Source organism: Pseudomonas sp. 1121_17 (assembly GCF_052850745.1).
Map to the genome: position 1 here is coordinate 71,666 of NZ_VXCX01000008.1, position 19,933 is coordinate 91,598.

Annotated in this window: 17 protein-coding genes; 11 read left to right on the forward strand and 6 right to left on the reverse strand. The window is 63.7% G+C overall.

Annotation, left to right across the window (positions count from 1 at the left end; translation table 11 throughout):
• The first annotated feature begins 5 nt into the window (after nt 1–5).
• Together parC and FW789_RS15775 are read left to right on the forward strand one after the other, a co-directional pair.
• Nucleotides 6–2,264 carry a DNA topoisomerase IV subunit A gene (gene parC / locus FW789_RS15770; RefSeq protein ID WP_446431728.1) on the forward strand — a complete coding sequence of 753 codons (2,259 nt, stop codon included), beginning with the start codon at nt 6–8 and terminating at the stop codon, nt 2,262–2,264.
• Between the two features lie 173 nt (nt 2,265–2,437).
• The gene (locus FW789_RS15775) at nt 2,438–3,148 is read left to right on the forward strand and encodes a PqiC family protein (RefSeq protein WP_186700666.1); all 711 of its coding nucleotides are present in this window, start codon (nt 2,438–2,440) and stop codon (nt 3,146–3,148) included.
• Between the two features lie 234 nt (nt 3,149–3,382).
• Here FW789_RS15775 and FW789_RS15780 read toward each other — a convergent pair whose 3' ends face one another.
• On the reverse strand, nt 3,383–4,855 hold the full coding sequence (locus FW789_RS15780; protein ID WP_103435841.1) for a histidine kinase: 1,473 nt from the start codon (nt 4,853–4,855) through the stop codon (nt 3,383–3,385).
• A gap of 135 nt (nt 4,856–4,990) precedes the next feature.
• On the opposite strand from FW789_RS15780, the gene serB reads away from it, so the two are divergent.
• The gene (serB, locus tag FW789_RS15785) at nt 4,991–6,205 is read left to right on the forward strand and encodes a phosphoserine phosphatase SerB (RefSeq protein ID WP_411562269.1); all 1,215 of its coding nucleotides are present in this window, start codon (nt 4,991–4,993) and stop codon (nt 6,203–6,205) included.
• Nucleotides 6,206–6,296: 91 nt separating this feature from the next.
• Here serB and asd read toward each other — a convergent pair whose 3' ends face one another.
• Genes asd through FW789_RS15800 form a run of 3 tightly spaced genes read right to left on the reverse strand, consistent with a single transcriptional unit; the run spans nt 6,297 to nt 9,560 of the window.
• Complete coding sequence (gene asd, locus FW789_RS15790) at nt 6,297–7,160, reverse strand: archaetidylserine decarboxylase (protein WP_186700664.1); 864 nt, start codon at nt 7,158–7,160, stop codon at nt 6,297–6,299.
• 9 nt (nt 7,161–7,169) lie between these two features.
• Nucleotides 7,170–7,979, reverse strand: a complete 810-nt coding sequence (locus FW789_RS15795; RefSeq protein WP_186700660.1) for a rhodanese-like domain-containing protein — start codon at nt 7,977–7,979, stop codon at nt 7,170–7,172.
• Between the two features lie 45 nt (nt 7,980–8,024).
• Nucleotides 8,025–9,560: an HDOD domain-containing protein gene (locus FW789_RS15800; protein WP_446431729.1), complete on the reverse strand. Its 1,536-nt coding sequence runs from the start codon at nt 9,558–9,560 to the stop codon at nt 8,025–8,027.
• A 130-nt stretch (nt 9,561–9,690) separates the two neighbouring features.
• Here FW789_RS15800 and motA point away from each other — a divergent pair, with 130 nt between their 5' ends.
• The gene (motA, locus tag FW789_RS15805) at nt 9,691–10,542 is read left to right on the forward strand and encodes a flagellar motor stator protein MotA (RefSeq protein WP_101315887.1); all 852 of its coding nucleotides are present in this window, start codon (nt 9,691–9,693) and stop codon (nt 10,540–10,542) included.
• Between the two features lie 3 nt (nt 10,543–10,545).
• Entirely contained in the window at nt 10,546–11,568 is a 1,023-nt protein-coding gene (motB, locus tag FW789_RS15810; protein WP_186700658.1) for a flagellar motor protein MotB, read from the forward strand.
• A 98-nt stretch (nt 11,569–11,666) separates the two neighbouring features.
• Here the strand turns inward: motB and rsgA are convergent, their stop codons facing one another.
• Nucleotides 11,667–12,698, reverse strand: coding sequence for a small ribosomal subunit biogenesis GTPase RsgA (gene rsgA / locus FW789_RS15815; RefSeq protein ID WP_181107304.1), 1,032 nt, complete (start codon nt 12,696–12,698; stop codon nt 11,667–11,669).
• Between the two features lie 186 nt (nt 12,699–12,884).
• Here rsgA and orn point away from each other — a divergent pair, with 186 nt between their 5' ends.
• Together orn and FW789_RS15825 are read left to right on the forward strand one after the other, a co-directional pair.
• Nucleotides 12,885–13,427: an oligoribonuclease gene (orn, locus tag FW789_RS15820; protein ID WP_103435846.1), complete on the forward strand. Its 543-nt coding sequence runs from the start codon at nt 12,885–12,887 to the stop codon at nt 13,425–13,427.
• A gap of 94 nt (nt 13,428–13,521) precedes the next feature.
• On the forward strand, nt 13,522–14,133 hold the full coding sequence (locus FW789_RS15825; RefSeq protein ID WP_101315895.1) for a trimeric intracellular cation channel family protein: 612 nt from the start codon (nt 13,522–13,524) through the stop codon (nt 14,131–14,133).
• Between the two features lie 4 nt (nt 14,134–14,137).
• On the opposite strand, the gene queG is transcribed toward FW789_RS15825, so the two are convergent.
• Nucleotides 14,138–15,220: a tRNA epoxyqueuosine(34) reductase QueG gene (queG, locus tag FW789_RS15830; protein ID WP_103435847.1), complete on the reverse strand. Its 1,083-nt coding sequence runs from the start codon at nt 15,218–15,220 to the stop codon at nt 14,138–14,140.
• 65 nt (nt 15,221–15,285) lie between these two features.
• Between queG and FW789_RS15835 the strand changes: the two genes are divergently transcribed.
• Genes FW789_RS15835 through mutL form a run of 4 tightly spaced genes read left to right on the forward strand, consistent with a single transcriptional unit; the run spans nt 15,286 to nt 19,933 of the window.
• A complete protein-coding gene (locus tag FW789_RS15835) occupies nt 15,286–16,146 on the forward strand; it encodes an NAD(P)H-hydrate dehydratase (RefSeq protein ID WP_225913052.1) in 861 nt (286 codons plus the stop codon).
• Complete coding sequence (gene tsaE, locus FW789_RS15840; RefSeq protein ID WP_101315901.1) at nt 16,134–16,607, forward strand: tRNA (adenosine(37)-N6)-threonylcarbamoyltransferase complex ATPase subunit type 1 TsaE; 474 nt, start codon at nt 16,134–16,136, stop codon at nt 16,605–16,607. Before FW789_RS15835 ends, tsaE begins: the two co-directional genes overlap by 13 nt.
• Nucleotides 16,608–18,053, forward strand: a complete 1,446-nt coding sequence (locus FW789_RS15845) for an N-acetylmuramoyl-L-alanine amidase (protein WP_181003766.1) — start codon at nt 16,608–16,610, stop codon at nt 18,051–18,053.
• Nucleotides 18,050–19,933 (forward strand): DNA mismatch repair endonuclease MutL, encoded by a 1,884-nt coding sequence (gene mutL, locus FW789_RS15850; protein ID WP_186700654.1) that lies wholly within the window; start codon nt 18,050–18,052, stop codon nt 19,931–19,933. Before FW789_RS15845 ends, mutL begins: the two co-directional genes overlap by 4 nt.

A 19,933-nucleotide genomic window follows, 5' to 3' on the forward strand; every position in this document is an offset into this window, starting at 1 on the left:
CCCGCATGAGCGACTCACTGGAACTCAGTCTCGACGGCGTCGAGCGCCGTTCCCTGGCTGACTTCACCGAACAGGCCTACCTCAACTACTCCATGTACGTGATCATGGACCGCGCTCTGCCGCATATCGGCGACGGCCTCAAGCCTGTGCAGCGGCGCATTGTCTATGCCATGAGCGAGTTGGGCCTGGACGCCGATTCCAAGCACAAGAAGTCAGCGCGTACCGTCGGCGACGTGCTCGGCAAGTTCCACCCCCATGGCGACTCGGCCTGCTATGAAGCCATGGTGCTGATGGCGCAGCCGTTCAGCTACCGCTATACCCTGGTCGACGGCCAGGGCAACTGGGGTGCGCCGGACGATCCGAAGTCGTTCGCGGCCATGCGTTATACCGAGGCGCGCCTGTCGCGCTATTCCGAAGTGCTGCTAGACGAAGTCGGCCAGGGCACGGTCGACTGGGTGCCCAACTTCGACGGCACCCTGCAGGAGCCGTCGGTTCTGCCGGCGCGGCTGCCGAATATCCTTCTAAACGGCACCACCGGTATTGCTGTGGGCATGGCCACCGATGTGCCGCCGCACAACCTGCGCGAAGTCGCCAGCGCCTGTGTGCGCCTGCTCGACGAGCCGAAAGCGACCATCGAGCAGCTGTGCGAGCACATTCAAGGCCCGGACTATCCGACCGAAGCCGAGATCATCACGCCGCGTGCCGACATCTTGAAGATGTACGAGAGCGGCAAAGGCTCGATCCGCATGCGTGCGGTGTTCCGCGTCGAGGATGGCGACATTGTCGTCACCGCCTTGCCGCATCAGGTCTCCGGGGCCAAGGTGCTCGAGCAGATCGCTGCGCAGATGCAGGCCAAGAAGCTGCCAATGGTGGCTGACCTGCGCGACGAGTCCGATCATGAGAACCCATGCCGGATCGTGATCATCCCGCGCTCCAATCGGGTCGATGCCGACGAGCTGATGCAGCACCTGTTCGCCACCACTGATCTGGAAAGCAGCTACCGGGTCAACGTCAACATCATCGGCCTCGACGGCCGGCCGCAACTGAAAAACCTGCTGCTGTTGCTGCAGGAATGGTTGCAGTTCCGCGTCGGCACCGTGCGCCGGCGCCTGCAGCACCGCCTGGACAAGGTCGAGCGGCGCCTGCACCTGTTGGACGGCTTGCTCACGGCGTTTCTCAACCTGGATGAAGTTATCCACATCATCCGTACCGAAGAGCACCCCAAGCAGGCGCTGATTGCCCGCTTTGAACTAACCGAGATCCAGGCCGAATACATCCTCGAGACCCGCCTGCGCCAGCTGGCTCGCCTGGAAGAAATGAAAATCCGCGGTGAGCAGGACGAACTGCTTAAAGAGCAGGCTAAGCTGCAAGCCCTGCTGGGTAGCGACGCCAAGCTGAAAAAGCTGGTGCGCAGCGAGCTGATCAAAGATGCCGAGAAGTATGGCGACGACCGCCGTTCGCCGATTGTCGAGCGCAGCGAAGCCAAGGCACTCTCGGAAAACGAGCTGATGCCGACCGAGCCGGTCACCGTGGTGCTTTCGGAAAAAGGCTGGGTGCGTTGCGCCAAGGGCCATGACATCGATGCCACCGGGCTTTCCTACAAGGCCGGTGACGGCTTCAAGGCCGCTGCGGCGGGGCGCTCCAACCAGTTTGCCGTGCTGATCGACTCCACCGGGCGCAGTTATTCGGTGGCCGCGCACACGTTGCCCTCGGCCCGTGGCCAGGGTGAGCCGCTGACCGGGCGGCTGACACCGCCGCCGGGGGCGACCTTCGAGTGCGTGCTGCTGCCCGAGGACGACGCCCTGTATGTGGTGGCCTCCGACGCGGGTTACGGCTTCGTGGTCAAGGGCGAAGACCTGCAGGCCAAGAACAAGGCCGGCAAGGGTTTGCTCAGCCTGCCCAACGGCGCCAAGGTGATCCCGCCGCGGCCGGTGAGCAACCGCGAGCAGGACTGGCTGGCAGCGGTGACCACCGAAGGCCGCTTGCTGGTGTTCAAGGTTGCCGACCTGCCGCAGCTGGGCAAGGGCAAGGGCAACAAGATCATTGGCGTACCGGGCGACCGGGTTGCCAGTCGCGAGGAGTATGTCACCGACCTGGCCGTCATCAGCGAGGGTTCGACCCTTGTATTGCAGGCTGGCAAGCGTACCCTGTCGCTCAAGCCAGATGATCTGGAGCATTACAAGGGCGAACGCGGTCGGCGAGGCAGCAAGCTGCCCCGCGGCTTCCAGCGCGTCGATGGACTGCTGGTGGAAGCTTCGAGCTAACCAGGCGAGTCGTCTGAACCGGCACTTTCGGCGTTGTTCGCGGCGGAACTACTGGAGTCGGACGACCTTTTCGCGGATGATAGGCGCTCGCGGCGCCGGCGTGGCCGAGCGCCCCAAAGACTCTACATGTGTATCACTGCGGTGTGCCGAATGGCTGCCGCCTGGATGGGATGATGAAATTTCCGCGCTTTCCATTTGCGCTGTTGATGACCGGCCTGCTGGGCCTGGGCGGGTGCAGTGTGCACCAGCCGGTAGCCCTGTATCAGCTGGACAGTGGTGAACCTGGCCAGCCTTCGCAGAGTGCCGGTATGGCTGTGGTGCTGGGCCCGGTTTCGGTGGCTGACTACCTGCAGCGCGAGACCTTTTTGCAGCGCCAGGCAGACGGCAGCCTGACTTCGGCGACGGACGGTCGCTGGGCGGGAAGCCTGTCTTCGGATATTGACCAACTGCTGGTGCGCCAGCTGGCCTGGCGCCTGGATAGCCAACGGGTGGTGCTGGCGCCGGCGAGCAGTGGTTTTGCGCCGGACGTGCAGGTGCTGCTGTCGATCACTCGCCTGGATTCGGGCAAGGATCAGCCGGCCATTCTGGATGCCCAGTGGCGCCTGCTGGATCGCCGCGGCAACGTGCGTGACAACCGCATAGTGCACCTTGAGCAACCGCATGAGGGCAGCGAGTCTTCCCAGGTGCAGGCGCAAGGGCAGTTGTTGCAGAAGCTGGCCGAGCAGTTGAGCAGCGCGGTCAAGCCGCTGGCCAATCAGCCGGCCCTGGCTGAAGAAACCCGCAAGAAGCCGGCGGCGCCGGTGCAGGTCAAGAAGACCCCAGAGAAGTCGAAGATCCCGATTGCTTCGCCGGTGCGTACCGATATGGAAGTGTTCAGGTTCTGAGTTTGAATTGAGGCGCTTGCAAAGGCCGCCCCTGCAGAGATCTGTGGGGGCGGCCTTTTCGTTTGCGATGGTCTTGCGCGGGTCGGTGTAGGAGCGGCCTTGTGTCGCGAAAGGGTCGCGGAGCGGCCCCACGGTTTCAGCTTCGCCGCTGACATCGCCGGGCCAGCTACGCTGGCCTTTCGCGACACAAGGCCGCTCCTACACGGACCGCGCAAGAGCACCCTCAGCGGATCTTCAGACCCGGCGCTCGTGCATGCGCGCCAGCTGCCGCTCCAGCATCGACGGGTACGGCTCCATCAACCGCTCGACACAGCACGCACCCTCAGGGCTGGCAATCGGGCGGATGCGGGCGCGTTGGCGGACCAGCGCATCATCGGTGATCTTGCGCTCGACCAACAGCAGGTTGCGGCTGTGCTGCGACAAGGCCAGGGCATCCTGAGCTTTTTCGGTCATCAGCAGATCGACCTGCTCTAGCCCTTGCAGGTCATCACCCACGGTCAGCCCCAGTTGCAGCTGCAAGGTGATGCCGCTATCGGCCACTTCGATCTGCAGGGCATGGCCCAGGGCGCGCAGCAGCTCGCCGCAGCAGATGGCATTGGTCAGGTAGTCTTCACCCGTTTCGCGGCTGTGGAACAGCAGCAATGTGCTGCCGTCGGTCAGGGTGAAGGTTTCACCTTCATACAGCGAAGCAGCCTGTTCGAGGCAGTCGCGATAACGCTCGAGCAGCTCGGTCAGGCGTGTGCGCGGCAGGCGGCGCAGTTGCTCCTGGGAACCCAGCTGTACGGCCAGTACGGCGCTGTACTGCGGTTCGGTCGAGACGGGCGCGGCCACAACCGGCTTGGCGCTGCTCTGCTCGACGTCGATCAGGCCGGCAAAGGCTTCATCGTCTTCCTCATCCTGCTGGGCAATAGCCCGGCTGCGGGCAGCGACACTGGTGGTTGCCGGGGCGTGATCAAGGTCGGCGAAGTCATGCTCGTCGTCGTGTTCTTCCTCTTCTTCCGGCTCAGGTGGCGGCGGTGGCGCGAGGCGGGCATGCAACTGACGGGCAAGGTCGCCGATCTCGTCCTGACGATCGATGGCCGGGGTGTACGGGTGCGGATCACGCAGCCAGACCCGCAGCTGCAGCAGCGGCGTGGAGATGTAGCGGCCCAGGCGCAGGCTCAGGGTCAGGGCCAAGACCAGCAGGATCCCCGCCAGAATACCCATGCTCTGCAAGCTGATCAGCATCGGTTGCTGGAACTCGCTCATGTCCAGGCTGATGCGCAGTTGCCCGGCAGTCACGTCCTGGAAGGTGATCTTGGTTTGGTACAGGCCTTCGGCTTCACCCAGCAGGGTGTTTTTCGGGCGCTGACCGGCCTCGGCGAGGATGCGGTTGTCGACGCTGTAGATGGCAGCGTGGGCCACCAGCGGGTTCTTCACCAGATTGCCCAGCAGCACGTTGAGGCTGAGGATGTCGTTGGACACCAGCAGCTCGGTCGCCGAGGTGGCCGTCTGGATGGTCAGGCTCTGCCCCAGGGCGTCCGCCTGCTCATGCATGGCCTGCTTGAACTGCAGGCCCATCACGCAGGCATAGATCACCAGCGCCATGGCCACCAGGAAAATATTGGTGCTGGCGATACGCAATGCCAAGGGTACGCGGCGTTGGCGCAGAGCATGGAACAGCATCAGGAAGAAGTTATCGGATTTAACTGGCGTGGGCCGGTTCACAGAGCGCGGCTCTTTATGACGAGAAAGTGCTGCGCAGTATAGCGACCCGGCATTTGTCGGCAAAGTGCAAGTGGCGCCCGATAGTCACCGAAAGTCGGTAGAATGCGCATTTTTCATCGAAGTCGGAGCCAGGTTGTGCGCGAAATCGTTCTGATCAACATCACCGGTGAAGACCGCCCAGGTCTCACTGCCGCCATCACCGGCGTCCTGCTCCAGGGCGGTGTGAACATTCTCGACATCGGCCTGGCCGTGATGCACGGCACTTTGTCGTTCGGCATCCTCGTCGATATCCCGGATAACGAAGTCGCCACGCAGTTGCTGCACAGCGTGCAGAGCAAGGCCCACGAGCTCAATCTGCAGGCACGCTACACGCCGATTTCCGAGGCTGACTACCAGCAGTGGGCCGATGGCCAGGGCGACGCCCGGCAGATTGTCACCTTGCTCAGCCGCAAGGTCACCCCCGAGCAGCTGCAGCGGGTCAGTGCGATCATCAGTCAGTATGGCCTGACCATCGAGCGCATCGAACGCCTGTCGGCGAGGGTGGCGCTGAACGCCGACAGCGAGCATGGCAAAGCGTGTCTGGAGATTTCTGTACGCGGCGAGCCGAGTGATGCTCAGGCCCTGCGTGCCGCGTTCTTCACGTTGTCTGAAGAGCTGGCCGTGGATATCGCCTTCCAGAAGGATGACCTGTTCCGCCGCAACCGCCGGCTGGCGGTGTTCGACATGGATTCGACGCTGATCGAAGCCGAAGTCATCGACGAGCTGGCCAAGGCCGCCGGCGTCGGCGAGCAGGTCTCCGCCATTACCGAGCGGGCCATGCGCGGCGAGCTGGATTTCCGCGCCAGCTTCAAGGAGCGCATGGCATTGCTCAAAGGCCTGGACGTTAAGGTACTGGACGAGATTGGCGCATCGCTGCGTTTGACCGAGGGTGCCGAAAACCTGTTCGCCGAGCTCAAGCGCCTGGGTTACAAGACCGCCATCCTGTCCGGTGGCTTTACCTACTTCGCCAAGCAGGTACAGGCGCGGCTGGGTATCGACTACGTGTTCGCCAACGAGCTGGAAGTGGTCGACGGCAAGGTCACAGGCGTGGCCATCGAGCCAATTGTCGATGCCCAGCGTAAAGCTGACCTGTTGCAGGAGCTGGCCAGCAAGGAAGGCCTGCAACTGGCACAGACCATCGCTGTAGGCGACGGCGCCAACGATCTGCCCATGCTGTCGCTGGCAGGGCTGGGCGTGGCCTTCCGCGCCAAACCACTGGTGCGCCAGTCGGCCAAACAGGCGATCTCGACCCTGGGTCTGGATGGTGTGCTGTATCTGCTCGGCTTGCGCGACCGCGACGCTCGCGGCTGAACTGAGGCCGTAAGGGGCCGCAGAGCGGCCCCGACAAACGAAAAGGCCCCGCATGGTTTGCGCCATGCGGGGCCTTGTAGTAGGCGGCGGATCAGACTGCGGTCGGCACCGCCAGCAGTTCACCCATGCGCACGGCAGAGCCGGCACCGAGGCTTTCAGCCCACTTCACCTGTTCCGGGCCAAACAGCACGATGGCAGTGGAGCCCAGCTTGAAACGGCCCAGTTCGGCGCCTTTTTCCAGGTGGATCGGTGTGCGGCTGGCTTCGTCGTAGCGGAAGGTCTTCAGCTCACGCTTGGGCGGCGTCACCAGCCCGGCCCAGACGGTTTCGATCGAAGCCACGATCATTGCCCCGACCAGCACCACCGCCATCGGCCCGCGCTCGGTATCGAACAGGCAGACCACGCGCTCGTTGCGGGCAAACAGCTCCGGTACGTTTTCGGCAGTGGTCTGGTTGACCGAGAACAGCCGGCCTGGCACGTAGACCATCTCTCGCAGGGTGCCGGCCAGCGGCATGTGCACGCGGTGGTAGTCCTTCGGCGACAGGTAGATGGTGGCGAACTCGCCGCCCATGAACGGTGCGGCCAGCGCCGGGTCGCCGCCGAGCAGCTCCAGCGCGCTGTAACCATGGCCCTTGGCCTGGAAGATGCGGCCGTGCTCGATCGGCCCGAGTTGGCTGACGGCGCCATCGGCTGGGCACAGAATGGCCCCTGGAGTCTCATCCAGCGGGCGTGCACCTGGCTTCAGGGCGCGGGTGAAGAAGGCGTTGAAGTGCTCGTAGGCGCTGAGGTCTTCGACCAGCGCTTCGGACATGTCGACCTGATAACGCTTGGCGAACCAGGCGGTGAAGGCATTCTTGAACCAGCGCGCGCGGCACTCGGCAACGCAACCGGCCAGGCGTGACAGCAGATGGTGCGGCAGCAGGTACTGACTGATGATGAACAAACGCGATTTCATTGAATTTCCTTAAACCTCTACGGGCGTGTCCGGATGGTTGCCCCATTCGCCCCACGAGCCGGCGTACGCCTTGACCCGGGGGTAGCCGAGGGACTTGGCCACCAGATAGGTAAAGCCTGAACGGTGATGGGTCTGGCAATGGGTGATCACTTCCTTGTCGGGAGTGATACCCAGATTTTGCAGAACTTCGGCCATGTCCTTGCGGATGCGCAGGTGGTCATTCATGTCCATGCCTGCGGTCCACTCGAAGTTGACGGCGCCGGGGATGTGCCCGCCTTTGGCCGCGAGCACTTTCTCGCCCCGGTATTCACCCGGCGCGCGAGCGTCCCAGATGGCCAGGTCGGCAGCGCCGAGGCGGCTCTGCAGGTATTCGCGGGTGGCGGTCGGCTCGTCGTTTATGGTCAGGCTGACCGAGCCGGTGGCGCTGGCGGGCGTCTCGGTCGACAGCTGATCAGCCGGCCAGGCCTGAATACCACCGTTGAGGTAGTGGTACTGCGCATGACCGATGACATCCAGCAGCCAGATGAAACGCCCGGCCCAGCCACCGCCTTCGTCGTCGTAGACCACATAGACGGCATCGTCACGATGGCCGAGTTCGGCGAACAGCTTTTCCAGGTCGGCGCGCGCCGGCAGTAGCCCAGGCGCCGGCGGTTGGCCCAGCTGGGTACGCTTGGGGTCGACGAAGCGCGCACCGGGTACGTGGCCACTGCCATAGCGGTTGGCGCTGGTCAGGTCGACCACGATCAGTGCGGGCGAGCCCAGGCGTGGCAACAGGTCTTGCGCTTCGATAACCAGCGGCAAGCCAGAAAAATCAGTCATCCACAGTCTCCAGGTGGAACGCGAGGGGCGATTGTAGCGTAAGGCTCAGCTACTGCGGGTGGCGAAGGTAGCCAGAGCGCGCTCGATACACTGTGCAGTCTTGCCCAGTGCCTGCACGCTGACGTCGGCCAGCGGGCGGCCCGCCTGATCGGAAAGCAGCAGCATGATTACCTGGCCATTGACCGCCAGCGAGCGCAGCAGCAGGTGCTCGCTGGGGAACATGGCATTGATCGGCGCTGGCAGCAGGGCGGCGAACTGGGCGTGGTTGTCCGGCGTCAGGCGCAGTTGCCCGGCCTGGCTGGTCAAGCGCTGTAACAGTTTGTTCTGCTTGACTGCCAGGTTCAGCGCAGCTGCTTCCTTGGGCAGCCCGGCAGTCTGCTGCACGCGCAAGGCGTCAGTGGCCTTGTCGTAGGTCAGCAGCAGTACCCGCTGCATGCCGCAGGCGAGCAGTGCATCGCGGGCATGAGTGGCCAGGTGCACGGCATTGCTGAAGCGGCTGGGCTGGGCCAGCATTTCGGCGCACAGCGTGCGCCAGCGCTCCAGGTTTTCTGCAGGCGGCGGCGGTGGTGTGAGCATGTCCGGGTGCGGGCGGCGCTGCTGCCATGGCCATATCAACGCTTCGGCCGGGTGGAACAGGGCGTGTCGGGCGTGATGGCGGGCACTCGCGGCGGCTTGCTGGTGAACCTGCTGCTGGACGTCGTCCAGCGAGGTCTGCAAGTACAGCGCGGTCAGCAGTTGCCAGCGCAGCAGGTGCGGGTTGTCCCAGCCGACCTGGGCCGCCAGCGCCAGGCCGTTGGCCAGCAATACGGTGTTGGCCGGTTGGTTGAACCAGCGGCGCAGGCCTGGTTCTTCATCAAGCCGATGCTGCTGCTCGAGGCTGTCCGTCTCGCGGGCAATGTTGAATACCTGAGCCAATTGTTCGCGTTCGCTGGTAAGCAGGCGGTAGCCCTGGGTCACCCACTCCGGCAGGCGCCAGTGCAGGGCGACCGCCTGGCACAGCTCCATCAGGCGTACGCCAAACAGCTCGATCTCGACCTCGGCAGCGTTTTCGCCCTTGTGGATAACCCGCAGCTCCCAGGTGTCGAGCAGCTTGGGGTAGGTCACGGCCATCGGCCACAGCGGCGACAGGAACAGCAGGCTACCCCAGTGAATCTCCTGCCACAGCCGCGCCAGGCGGCTGGCGAACAGGCCACTGGCCTGCTGCGCGGCATGCTGGCTAATCAACAAAAACTGGCGCAGTACCGGCGGAATGTCATCGCCGGGCAAGGCCGGCAGGCGCGCCAGCAGCTGTGCGCTGCGCTCAAGTCCGAGTCGATTGAGGGCAACTTCGAGGCTCTCGGCCGGCTCGGCCTGGCTGGCGTTGGCCGAGTGATTGGCCTCACGCATGACCGACAGCACCAAGGCGGGGCTGTCCTGCATCAGTTCGGCGATGTCGCGCAATGACCGACGGTTGTCATTGATGGCCGCCAGTACCCGGTCGTGGCTTTCCTTGGGCACGGGCAGGCGCACGTCATCCAGCAGTTTTATCCAGCGGTCTAAAGTGCGTGGCGTCTGACTTGGTACCTTGGTTTCAATTGGCATTTTGACATCAGTCCGAACTGGCTTTTCACTTGGAGTGGCTATAGTCTGGCGCAGTTCTGCCGATAAGTAGAAGAAGAGTTTTCAAGCTCCCGTCCCCGACCCTGACCTCGACTTCAAGTGCTTTGAACCTATGGCTAAAATTATCGGCATCATCGTCGTCTTCGCGAGCGTGATCGCAGGCTACGTGCTTTCCCACGGCAAGATTGCGGCGCTGATCCAGCCGTTCGAAGTGCTCATCATTGGCGGGGCTGCGTTTGGCGCGTTCCTGCAGGCCAACCCTGGCTACATGACCATGCACGTGATCAAGAAGTCGATGAAGATGTTCGGCTCACGTTTCACCCATACCTTCTACCTGGAGGTGTTGGGCCTGGTCTACGAGATCCTCAACAAGAGCCGCCGCGAAGGCATGATGGCGATCGAAGGCGATATTGAAGACGCCTCGGCCAGCCCGATCTTCGCCAAGTACCCGGCAGTGCTGGGTGATGAGCGCATGACTGCGTTCATCTGTGACTACCTGCGCATCATGTCCACCGGCAACATGGCTCCGCACGAGCTCGAAGGCCTGTTCGACATGGAGCTGCTGAGCCTCAAGGAAGAACTCGACCACCCTTCGCACGCGGTCACCGGTATCGCCGACGGCATGCCTGGCTTCGGTATCGTTGCGGCGGTACTGGGTATCGTCGTCACCATGGCCTCGTTGGGTGAGGGTGACCAGGCTGCCATCGGCATGCACGTAGGTGCGGCGCTGGTGGGTACCTTCTTCGGTATTCTTGCTGCGTACGGTTTCTTCGGCCCACTGGCCACCTGCCTGGCTCACGATGCCAAGGAAGAGGTCAATCTGTACGAGTCGATCAAGGCGTCGCTGGTGGCTTCGGCCTCGGGCATGCCGCCGTCGCTGGCCGTGGAATTCGGGCGCAAGGTGCTGTACCCCAAGCACCGTCCGAGCTTCGCCGAGCTGGAACAAGCAGTTCGCGGTCGCTGATTCATGGAAAACAATCAGCCGATAATCATCAAGCGCGTCAAGCGCTTTGGCGGCGGTCACCATGGCGGCGCCTGGAAGATCGCTTTTGCCGACTTCGCGACGGCGATGATGGCGTTCTTCCTGGTGCTGTGGCTGATGTCGACGGCCACCCCAGAGCAAAAGATCGCCATCGCCGGCTACTTCAAGGACCCGATCGGCTTCTCCGAAAGCGGTACGCCCTATGTGATTGATCTGGGCGGTTCGCCTGAGCTGGCGCCGGACAAGACCATCAACCCTGAGGTGAAGTCCGATCCGACGCCCGAGACCAGCGTGCAGCTGGACAAGGATCAGGTCGAGACCATGGCCGAGCAGGTTGAAAAGGAACGCCTGAACCTGCTCTTGCAGGAGCTGCAGAACAAGGTCGAAGAAAATCCGCAACTGCAGAAGTTCAAGGATCAGATCCTGTTCGAGATCACCCAGGACGGCCTGCGTATCCAGATCATGGATGCCGAGAACCGGCCGATGTTCGACATCGGCAGCGCGCGTTTGCAGCCGTACTTCGAGGACATCCTGCTGGCCATGGCCGACACCATCAAGGCGGTGCCGAACAAGATCAGCGTCAGCGGCCACACCGATGCCAAGGCCTATGCCGGTAGCGGTGACTACGGCAACTGGGAGCTGTCGGCCAACCGTGCCAACGCCGCGCGACGTGCGCTGGTGGCGGGCGGCTATCCGGATAACCAGGTGGCGCGGGTGGTTGGCTATGCGTCGTCGTCGCTGTTTGACCGCAAGAACCCGTTCAACCCGGTCAACCGGCGCATCGATATCATCGTTCTGACCAAGAAGGCCCAGCGCAATATCGAGGGCGAGCAGGGCACTCCGGATGCACCGCCGGCATCTGACGCACCCGCGGCGCCAGGCTCGGCAGCGCCAGGTGCAGCAGCGCCCGCTGGTGCCGGCGAGGCGCCAATGCAGCCGCGCGAGCTGCGACAGAAGCTCAATCTCTTCGAGGACGGTACCTTGAAGATGGACGAGCCGAAGGAATAACCGCCTGCGGCACAGCAAAAAATGGCCGCAATGCGGTAATGCCGGTCAGTTAGGCCGATTGGGGCTGCAAAGCAGCCCCAACTTGCCTGCACCAGCTGTTAATAGCTGTCTTCGGTCAGGCTGGCGATGATCGAGCGGTAGCTGTGCATACGCTGTGGCTTGATCCGGCCTTCGTCCAGCGCCTTGAGCAAGGCGCAGCCTGGCTCGCGGTCGTGCTTGCAGTCGCGAAAGCGACAGGTGCCGAACAGTTCGCTGAACTCGATGAAGCCGGCTTCGACATCATCGCGGCTGACGTGCACCAGGCCGAATTCACGGATACCGGGGGAGTCGATCAGGTCACCGCCGTTGGGGAAGTGATAAAGCCGCGCCGTGGTGGTGGTATGGGTACCCTGGCCAGACCACTCGGACAGATCACCCACCCGCGTGTGCGCCTGCGGCAGCAGGCTGTTGACCAGCGACGACTTGCCGACACCGGACTGGCCGACAAACACGCTGACGTGGCCATCGAGCATTTTTTGCAGCTGCTGCATGCCGTCGCCGTGGTGCGCCGACACCTCCAGCAGGGGGTAGCCCAGGTCGCGGTAGACCTCGAGCAAGGCATTCAGCGCCGGTGCGTTTTGCTCGTTGATCAGGTCGGCCTTGTTCAGCAACAGCAACGGGCGAATGCCGGCGTGCTCGGCGGCGACCAGGTAGCGGTCGATCAGGTTGGCGTGGGGCTCAGGGGCGGGGGCAAAGACGATCACGATCAGATCGACGTTGGCGGCTACCGGCTTGAGCACGCCCTGGTTGTTGGGGCGGGTCAGCTCGGTCGAGCGCGGTAGTTGCGCGACGATGACGCCGATGCCCTGGTTGCCTGCTCGCCATACCACGCGGTCACCGGTGACCAGTGCAGGCAGGTTGGCGCGCAGGTGGCAGCGGAAGATCTGGCCAACTGTGTCGCCGTCCTGGGCTTCGACTTCGACTTGGACGCCAAAGTGGGCGATGACCAGGCCGAATTGCTCGGGTCCGAGGTCGCCGCCTTCCAGTTCCTGCAAGACGTGCTGCTCGCGTTTGGCGGCGCGGTCGGCGCGTTCGCCCTGGATTTTTTCGATGCGCCAGTTTTGGCGGCGATTGAGCTGGCGTTTGGCCATGAATGTTCCGTGGTGGCTTGCGGTTGGAAAACGGCTGACAGTTTAGCATGCTCCTGTTGTGGGCTATTCGTTAACCTTGGGTGACGCGGTGTCTGTGGGATCGTTGAACAAAGTGAATTAGCGAGCAAAGCCAATTACCCGATCGAGCCACTAAGCTACTATGACGGCCTATCTCAGGAGCCTTTCATGGACAACACACAGAACCTGATCTGGATCGATCTGGAAATGACCGGCCTGGATCCGGACAGCGACGTCATCATCGAGATGGCGACCATCGTCACCGACAGCAACCTCAACACCCTGGCCGAAGGCCCGGTGATTGCCATTCACCACAGCGATGAAGTGCTGGCGCGCATGGATGAGTGGAACACCCGTACCCACGGCGGCTCGGGCTTGACCCAGCGTGTGCGTGACAGCCGTATCAGCATGGCCGAAGCCGAGGCCCAGACCATCGCGTTTCTGCAGCAGTGGGTGCCGAAGGGCAAGTCGCCGATCTGTGGCAACAGCATCTGCCAGGATCGGCGCTTCCTGTACCGCCACATGAAGTCGCTGGAAAGCTACTTCCACTACCGCAACCTCGACGTTTCTACCCTCAAGGAATTGGCTGCACGCTGGGCCCCTGAGGTGCGCGACAGCTTCCAGAAGGGTGGCACCCACCTGGCGCTGGACGATATTCGCGAGTCGATTGCCGAGCTGCGTCACTACCGCGAACACTTCATCAAGTTCTGAGCCTGCTGCGCCGGCTGACGATAGTCGGCGCGCCCCCTTCTGGTGCGGGGTGCAACTGGGTAGACTGCGCGCCTTTCTCGCACGGACTCGCACCATGTTGCTGATGCTCTACCTCGTCGCTATCACCGCCGAAGCCATGACCGGGGCCTTGTCCGCCGGCCGTCGCGGCATGGACTGGTTCGGTGTGGTGCTGATCGCCTGCGTGACGGCGCTGGGTGGTGGCTCGGTGCGCGACGTGTTGCTGGGGCACTATCCGCTGACCTGGGTGAAGCACCCCGAGTACCTGGTGCTGACCAGCTTTGCTGCACTGCTGACGATCTTTATCGCGCCACTGATGCGCCATCTGCGCTCGCTGTTTCTGGTGCTCGATGCGCTGGGGCTGGTGGCGTTTACCCTGATTGGCTGCATGACTGCGCTGGAAATGGGCCAAGGCCTGCTGGTGGCGTCGATCAGTGGGGTGATCACCGGGGTGTTCGGCGGGATTCTGCGCGATATCTTCTGCAACGACATCCCGCTGGTGTTTCGCCGCGAGCTGTATGCCAGCGTGTCGTTTGCGGCGGCGTGGTTCTATCTGGGCTGCGTGCACTTCAATCTGCCGGCCGAGCAGGCCACGCTGTTGACTCTGTTTGGTGGTTTTCTGGTGCGTTTACTGGCGATCCGTTTCCACTGGGAAATGCCCAAGTTTCACTACAACGACCAGCAGTAGTCACTCAGCTCGCTGGCTGCGCCTGCCGTTCTGCGTGCTGGGCCAGCGCCCACTCGACATGCTCGCGGACCAGTTCGGATGGGTACTCGCGGCGTGCTTGCAGCGCCTCCAGCACCGGAATGGTCGACGGTGCGTTGCCCAGCCCCACCGCCAGGTTGCGTAGCCAGCGTTCGTAGCCGGCGCGGCGCAGCGGCGAGCCTTCGGTATTGCCCAGAAAGGTCGCCTCATCCCACATGAACAGTTCGGCCAGGCCGGCATTGTCCAGGCCATGACGCGGCTTGAAGTCGTTTTCCTGGGTGGGGCGGGCGAAGCGGTTCCACGGGCAGACAATCTGGCAGTCATCGCAGCCGAACACTCGATTGCCGATCATCGCGCGCAGCTCGACCGGGATCGCCTGCTTCAGCTCGATAGTCAGGTAGGAGATACAGCGCCGAGCGTCGAGTACATACGGGCCGACGAAGGCATTGGTCGGGCACACATCCAGGCACGCCTGGCAGCGGCCGCAGTGCTCGCTGGTCTGGGCTTCATCCACCGGCAGCGGCAGGTCGACGAACAGCTCGGCAAGAAAGAAGTAGCTGCCGGCCTTGCGGTTGAGCAGCAGGGTGTTCTTGCCGATCCAGCCCAGCCCGGCCTCCTGCGCGATGGCTTTTTCCAGCACCGGGGCGCTGTCGACAAAGGCACGAAAGCCGAACGGGCCGATGTCTGCCTGAATGCGGTCGGCCAGGTGCTGCACGCGTTTGCGCACCAGCTTGTGATAGTCGCGGCCCAGCGCGTAGCGCGACACGTAGGCTTTTTCCGGCTGTGCGAGCACCTGCGCCATGCGCGTATCGCCGGGCAGGTAGTCCATGCGCAGCGAGATCACCCGCAGTGTCCCCGGGATCAACTGCTCGGGGTGGGAACGTTTGCTGCCATGCGCGGCCATATAGTCCAGCTCGCCGTGATAGCCGGCGGCAAGCCAGCGCTCCAGGTGCTGTTCATGCTCGCCCAGGTCTACACCAGCGATACCGACGTGGGCGAAGCCGAGTTCGCGGCCCCAATCCTTGATCGATTGGGCCAGCGCGGCGAGGTCAGGAATACAAACGGACATGGATGGGCAAGGCATTACAGGCTCAGGTGCGTATAATTCTGCCAGACATCGGAGCCTTTGACCCCATGCCCCAGACCAAACACCCCGACAACGCGGTAAAAACCCTCAGCCGAGGCAACCTCGCCCGGCTGCCGGCACGCCGTGCAGACGCGCACAAGACCGACTTCGGCCATGTGCTGGTGGTCGGTGGCGACCTCGGCACCGGCGGCGCCGCGCTGCTCAGTGGCGAGGCCGCGCTGCGCTGTGGTGCTGGCCTGGTCAGCATCGCCACGCGCCCTGAGCATGTTTCAGCGGCGCTGACCCGGCTGCCCGAGGCCATGTGCCTGGGCGTGTCATCGGCCAATCAGCTGATCGAGGTGCTGGCCCGCGCTTGCGTGCTGGTAGTCGGCCCCGGGCTTGGCCAGGCCGCATGGGGGCGCAGCCTGCTGTCGGCTGTGGCCAACAGCGATGTGCCGCAAGTATGGGATGCCGATGCGTTGAACATGCTCGCCAGCAGCCCGTTGGCCGTGCCCGGCGCGAGCATTCTCACCCCGCACCCAGGGGAGGCGGCGCGCTTGTTGGGGATTTCCACCGAGGCGGTGCAGGCTGACCGTGCGGGCGCTGCGCGCAAGCTGGCGCGCAGGTACGCCAGCATCTGCGTGCTTAAAGGCGCGGGTACTCTGGTGGCTGATCCGGACGGGCAGCTGGCCCTGTGCCAGCGAGGCCACCCGGCGATGGCCGGTGCAGGGCTGGGCGATGTGCTCACTGGTGTGCTTGGCGCATTGCTGGCACAGGGGCTGGATGGCTGGTCGGCGGCATGCCTGGGCGTGTGGCTGCATGCCTGCGCTGGCGAGCGCCTGGGCGTGAAGGGAAGGGGCCTGGCAGCCAGTGATCTGCTGCCGGTCATTCGTGAATTATTGGAGGAGCATTCAGCGTGTCAGGTGTAACCCTGTTTCTGCCCGACGAAGAAGCCACTGTGGCCTTCGGCGCGCGACTGGCCGAAGTGACCGGCGGTCATGGCGTGATATTTCTCGAGGGTGACCTCGGCGCCGGCAAGACCACCCTGTCGCGTGGCCTGATCCGTGGCCTGGGCCATACCGGGCCGGTCAAGAGCCCTACCTTTACCGTGGTCGAACCCTACGAAATCGGCGATGTGCGGGCGTTTCACTTCGACCTGTACCGGCTGGTCGATCCGGAAGAGCTGGAGTACCTGGGCATTCGCGATTACTTCGAAGGCGACGCCCTGTGCCTGTTCGAATGGCCCGATAAAGGTGCGGGCGTTTTGCCAAAGCCCGACCTGACCATTACCATAAGCCCGCAAGCGGGCGGACGCTCGCTTAACCTGTTGCCGCAGGGCGCTCGTGGCCAAGCCTGGTGCACCGCGCTGGCCAACAAAATTCAACAGTAAATGGGGTTAGGTATGCGCATACGCGCACTGGTCGCCGTAGTCGGTCTGCTGCTCAGCGCAGTGACTGTCAACGCTCTGGCCGCCACACAAGTAAAAAGCATGCGTCTGTGGCGCGCGCCGGACAACACACGACTGGTCTTCGACCTCTCCGGGCCCGTGCAGCACAGCGTGTTTACGCTTAGCGCACCGGATCGGCTGGTTATCGATATCAATGGTGCCACTCTCGGCGCGCCGCTCAACGTGGCCACCTCCAACACCCCGATCAGCAGTGTCCGCTCGGCGCAACGCACGCCGACCGACCTGCGCGTGGTCATCGACCTGAAAAAGGCCGTCACCCCGAAAAGCTTCATTCTGGCCCCCAACGCCCAGTACGGTAACCGCTTGGTGGTCGACCTGTACGATCAGGAAGCCGACGCCATCGCGGCTACTACGCCGACGCCCCCGCCGACGCCGGTGCAGCCGCCGGCCACCACGCCGGCCATCCCGGTAACGCCGACCCAGCCGGCGATCAAGCTGCCGCCAGCACCAAGCGGCAAGCGCGATATCGTGGTTGCCATCGACGCCGGTCACGGCGGCGAAGACCCGGGCGCTTCCGGCTCGCGCGGTCAGCACGAAAAAACCATCGTGTTGCAGATCGCTCAAGAGTTGCAGCGCCAGATCAACAGCGAGAAAGGCTACCGCGCCGAGCTGACCCGTACCGGCGACTACTTCATCCCGCTGCGCAAACGCACCGAGATCGCCCGCAAGAAGGGTGCAGACCTGTTCGTTTCGATCCATGCCGACGCCGCGCCGTCGAAGGCCGCCTTTGGTGCTTCGGTGTTCGCCTTGTCTGACCGCGGCGCTACCTCGGAAACCGCGCGCTGGCTGGCCGACACGGAAAACCGCTCCGACCTGATCGGCGGTGCCGGCAACGTCAGCCTCGACGACAAGGACCGCATGCTCGCCGGGGTTCTGCTCGACCTGTCGATGACCGCTACGCTCAGCTCCAGTCTGGATGTCGGGCAAAAAGTGCTGGGCAACATGGGCCGCATCACCTCGCTGCACAAGCGCCGGGTCGAGCAAGCGGGCTTCATGGTGCTGAAATCGCCGGATATTCCGTCGATCCTGGTCGAAACCGGGTTTATCTCCAACGCCAACGAAGCCGCCAAGCTGGCTACCAAGAGCCACCAGCAGGCGCTGGCGCGCTCGATCCACACCGGCTTGCGCCAGTACTTCCAACAGAGCCCGCCGCCTGGCACTTACATCGCCTGGCTGCGTGACGCCGGCAAGATTGCCCAAGGCCCGCGTGACCATACCGTGCGTCCGGGTGAAACCCTGGCGATGATCGCCGTGCGTTACCAGGTCAGCGTGGCTGCCCTGCGCAGCAGCAATAGCCTGAAAACCGATGAGCTGAAGGTCGGCCAGCATCTGGATATTCCGGGTACCACCCTGGCGTCGCAGCAATGACCGGTGGTTCGCGGATCGAGCTGCTCAGCCCGCGGCTGGCTAACCAGATTGCCGCCGGCGAAGTAGTCGAGCGACCTGCGTCGGTAGCCAAGGAGCTGCTGGAAAACAGCCTCGACTCCGGTGCCCGGCGCATCGATGTCGAGGTCGAGCTGGGTGGCACCAAGCTGCTGCGTGTGCGTGACGACGGCAGCGGCATCTCCCCGGATGACCTGCCGCTGGCCCTGGCCCGGCACGCCACCAGCAAGATTCGCGAGCTGGAAGACCTTGAAGGCGTACTCAGCCTGGGCTTTCGCGGTGAAGCACTGGCGTCGATCAGTTCGGTTGCACGGCTGACCCTGACCTCGCGCACCGCCGATGCCAGCGAAGCCTGGCAGGTCGAGACCGAAGGCCGCGACATGACCCCGCGGGTACAGCCTGCGGCGCACCCGGTCGGCACCTCGGTAGAAGTGCGCGACCTGTTCTTCAATACCCCGGCCCGGCGTAAGTTCCTCAAGGCCGAGAAAACCGAATTCGATCACCTGCAGGAAGTCATCCGTCGCCTGGCACTGGCACGCTTCGATGTCGGCTTCCACCTGCGTCACAACGGCAAGAGCATCCTCAGCCTGCACGAGGCCGCTGATGATGTGTCGCGGGCGCGCCGAGTCGGCGCCATCTGTGGCCCGGGCTTTCTTGAGCAGGCGCTGCCGATCGACGTTGAGCGCAACGGCCTGCGCCTGTGGGGCTGGGTCGGCTTGCCGACCTTCTCGCGCAGCCAGGCTGACCTGCAGTACTTCTTCGTCAACGGCCGGGCGGTGCGCGACAAGCTGGTGGCCCATGCAGTACGCCAGGCGTATCGCGACGTGCTGTTCAACGGCCGCCATCCGACCTTCGTGTTGTTCCTTGAGCTGGAGCCTAACGGCGTCGACGTCAACGTCCACCCGACCAAGCACGAAGTACGCTTCCGTGAAGGGCGTACGGTTCACGATTTTCTCTACGGCACCCTGCATCGCGCGCTGGCCGATGTGCGCCCGGAAGGTCAGGTGGCCGCGCCTGCCGCAGCCGCCGAGCTGGTGCGTGCTGGTGGCCAGCTGGCTGGCGAGTTCGGCCCTCAGGGCGAGATGCGCCTGGCCACACCTGTGCTCGAACAGCAGCAGCCTGCACCAGCCGGCTCCGGCGCTGGTGCGGGTTACCAGTACCAGTACACGCCGCGCCCCTCGCAGCCACTGCCGGTGGCCGAAGCGCAGGCCGCTTACCGCGAATTCTATGCGCCGCTGAGCAGCGCCGCGCCGGTCGCGCTGCCCGACGGCCAGGGCGATATACCGCCGCTGGGCTACGCCATGGCGCAGCTCAAGGGCATCTACATCCTTGCCGAAAACGCCCAAGGCCTGGTGCTGGTCGACATGCATGCCGCCCACGAGCGGATCATGTACGAGCGCCTCAAGGTGGCCATGGCCAGCGAAGGCCTCAGTGGCCAGCCGCTGCTGGTGCCGGAAACTCTGGCGATGAGCCAGCGTGAAGCCGATTGCGCCGAAGAGCATGCACAGTGGTTCCAGCGCCTCGGCTTCGAGCTGCAGCGGCTAGGCCCGGAGACGGTCGCGATTCGCCAGATCCCGGCGTTGCTGAAACAGGCCGAAGCCAATCGGCTGGTGCAGGACGTGCTTGCTGACCTGATGGAATACGGAACCAGCGACCGCATCCAGGCGCACCTCAACGAGCTGCTCGGGACCATGGCCTGCCACGGCGCCGTGCGCGCCAACCGGCGCCTGGCCATCCCCGAGATGAACGCCTTGCTTCGCGACATGGAAAACACCGAGCGCAGCGGCCAGTGCAACCACGGCCGACCGACCTGGACCCAGATGGGCCTGGACGATCTGGACAAACTCTTCCTGCGCGGTCGGTGA

What these genes read in the sequence shown, in the direction of transcription:
- orn (WP_103435846.1), top strand. Translation starts at nt 12,885, where the DNA reads ATGGACAACACACAGAACCTGATCTGGATCGATCTGGAAATGACCGGC.
- mutL (WP_186700654.1), top strand. Translation starts at nt 18,050, where the DNA reads ATGACCGGTGGTTCGCGGATCGAGCTGCTCAGCCCGCGGCTGGCTAAC.
- rsgA (WP_181107304.1), bottom strand. Translation starts at nt 12,698, where the DNA reads ATGGCCAAACGCCAGCTCAATCGCCGCCAAAACTGGCGCATCGAAAAA.
- motA (WP_101315887.1), top strand. Translation starts at nt 9,691, where the DNA reads ATGGCTAAAATTATCGGCATCATCGTCGTCTTCGCGAGCGTGATCGCA.
- FW789_RS15835 (WP_225913052.1), top strand. Translation starts at nt 15,286, where the DNA reads ATGCCCCAGACCAAACACCCCGACAACGCGGTAAAAACCCTCAGCCGA.
- parC (WP_446431728.1), top strand. Translation starts at nt 6, where the DNA reads ATGAGCGACTCACTGGAACTCAGTCTCGACGGCGTCGAGCGCCGTTCC.
- queG (WP_103435847.1), bottom strand. Translation starts at nt 15,220, where the DNA reads ATGTCCGTTTGTATTCCTGACCTCGCCGCGCTGGCCCAATCGATCAAG.
- FW789_RS15825 (WP_101315895.1), top strand. Translation starts at nt 13,522, where the DNA reads ATGTTGCTGATGCTCTACCTCGTCGCTATCACCGCCGAAGCCATGACC.
- FW789_RS15795 (WP_186700660.1), bottom strand. Translation starts at nt 7,979, where the DNA reads ATGACTGATTTTTCTGGCTTGCCGCTGGTTATCGAAGCGCAAGACCTG.
- FW789_RS15800 (WP_446431729.1), bottom strand. Translation starts at nt 9,560, where the DNA reads ATGCCAATTGAAACCAAGGTACCAAGTCAGACGCCACGCACTTTAGAC.
- FW789_RS15775 (WP_186700666.1), top strand. Translation starts at nt 2,438, where the DNA reads ATGAAATTTCCGCGCTTTCCATTTGCGCTGTTGATGACCGGCCTGCTG.
- FW789_RS15845 (WP_181003766.1), top strand. Translation starts at nt 16,608, where the DNA reads ATGGGGTTAGGTATGCGCATACGCGCACTGGTCGCCGTAGTCGGTCTG.
- motB (WP_186700658.1), top strand. Translation starts at nt 10,546, where the DNA reads ATGGAAAACAATCAGCCGATAATCATCAAGCGCGTCAAGCGCTTTGGC.
- asd (WP_186700664.1), bottom strand. Translation starts at nt 7,160, where the DNA reads ATGAAATCGCGTTTGTTCATCATCAGTCAGTACCTGCTGCCGCACCAT.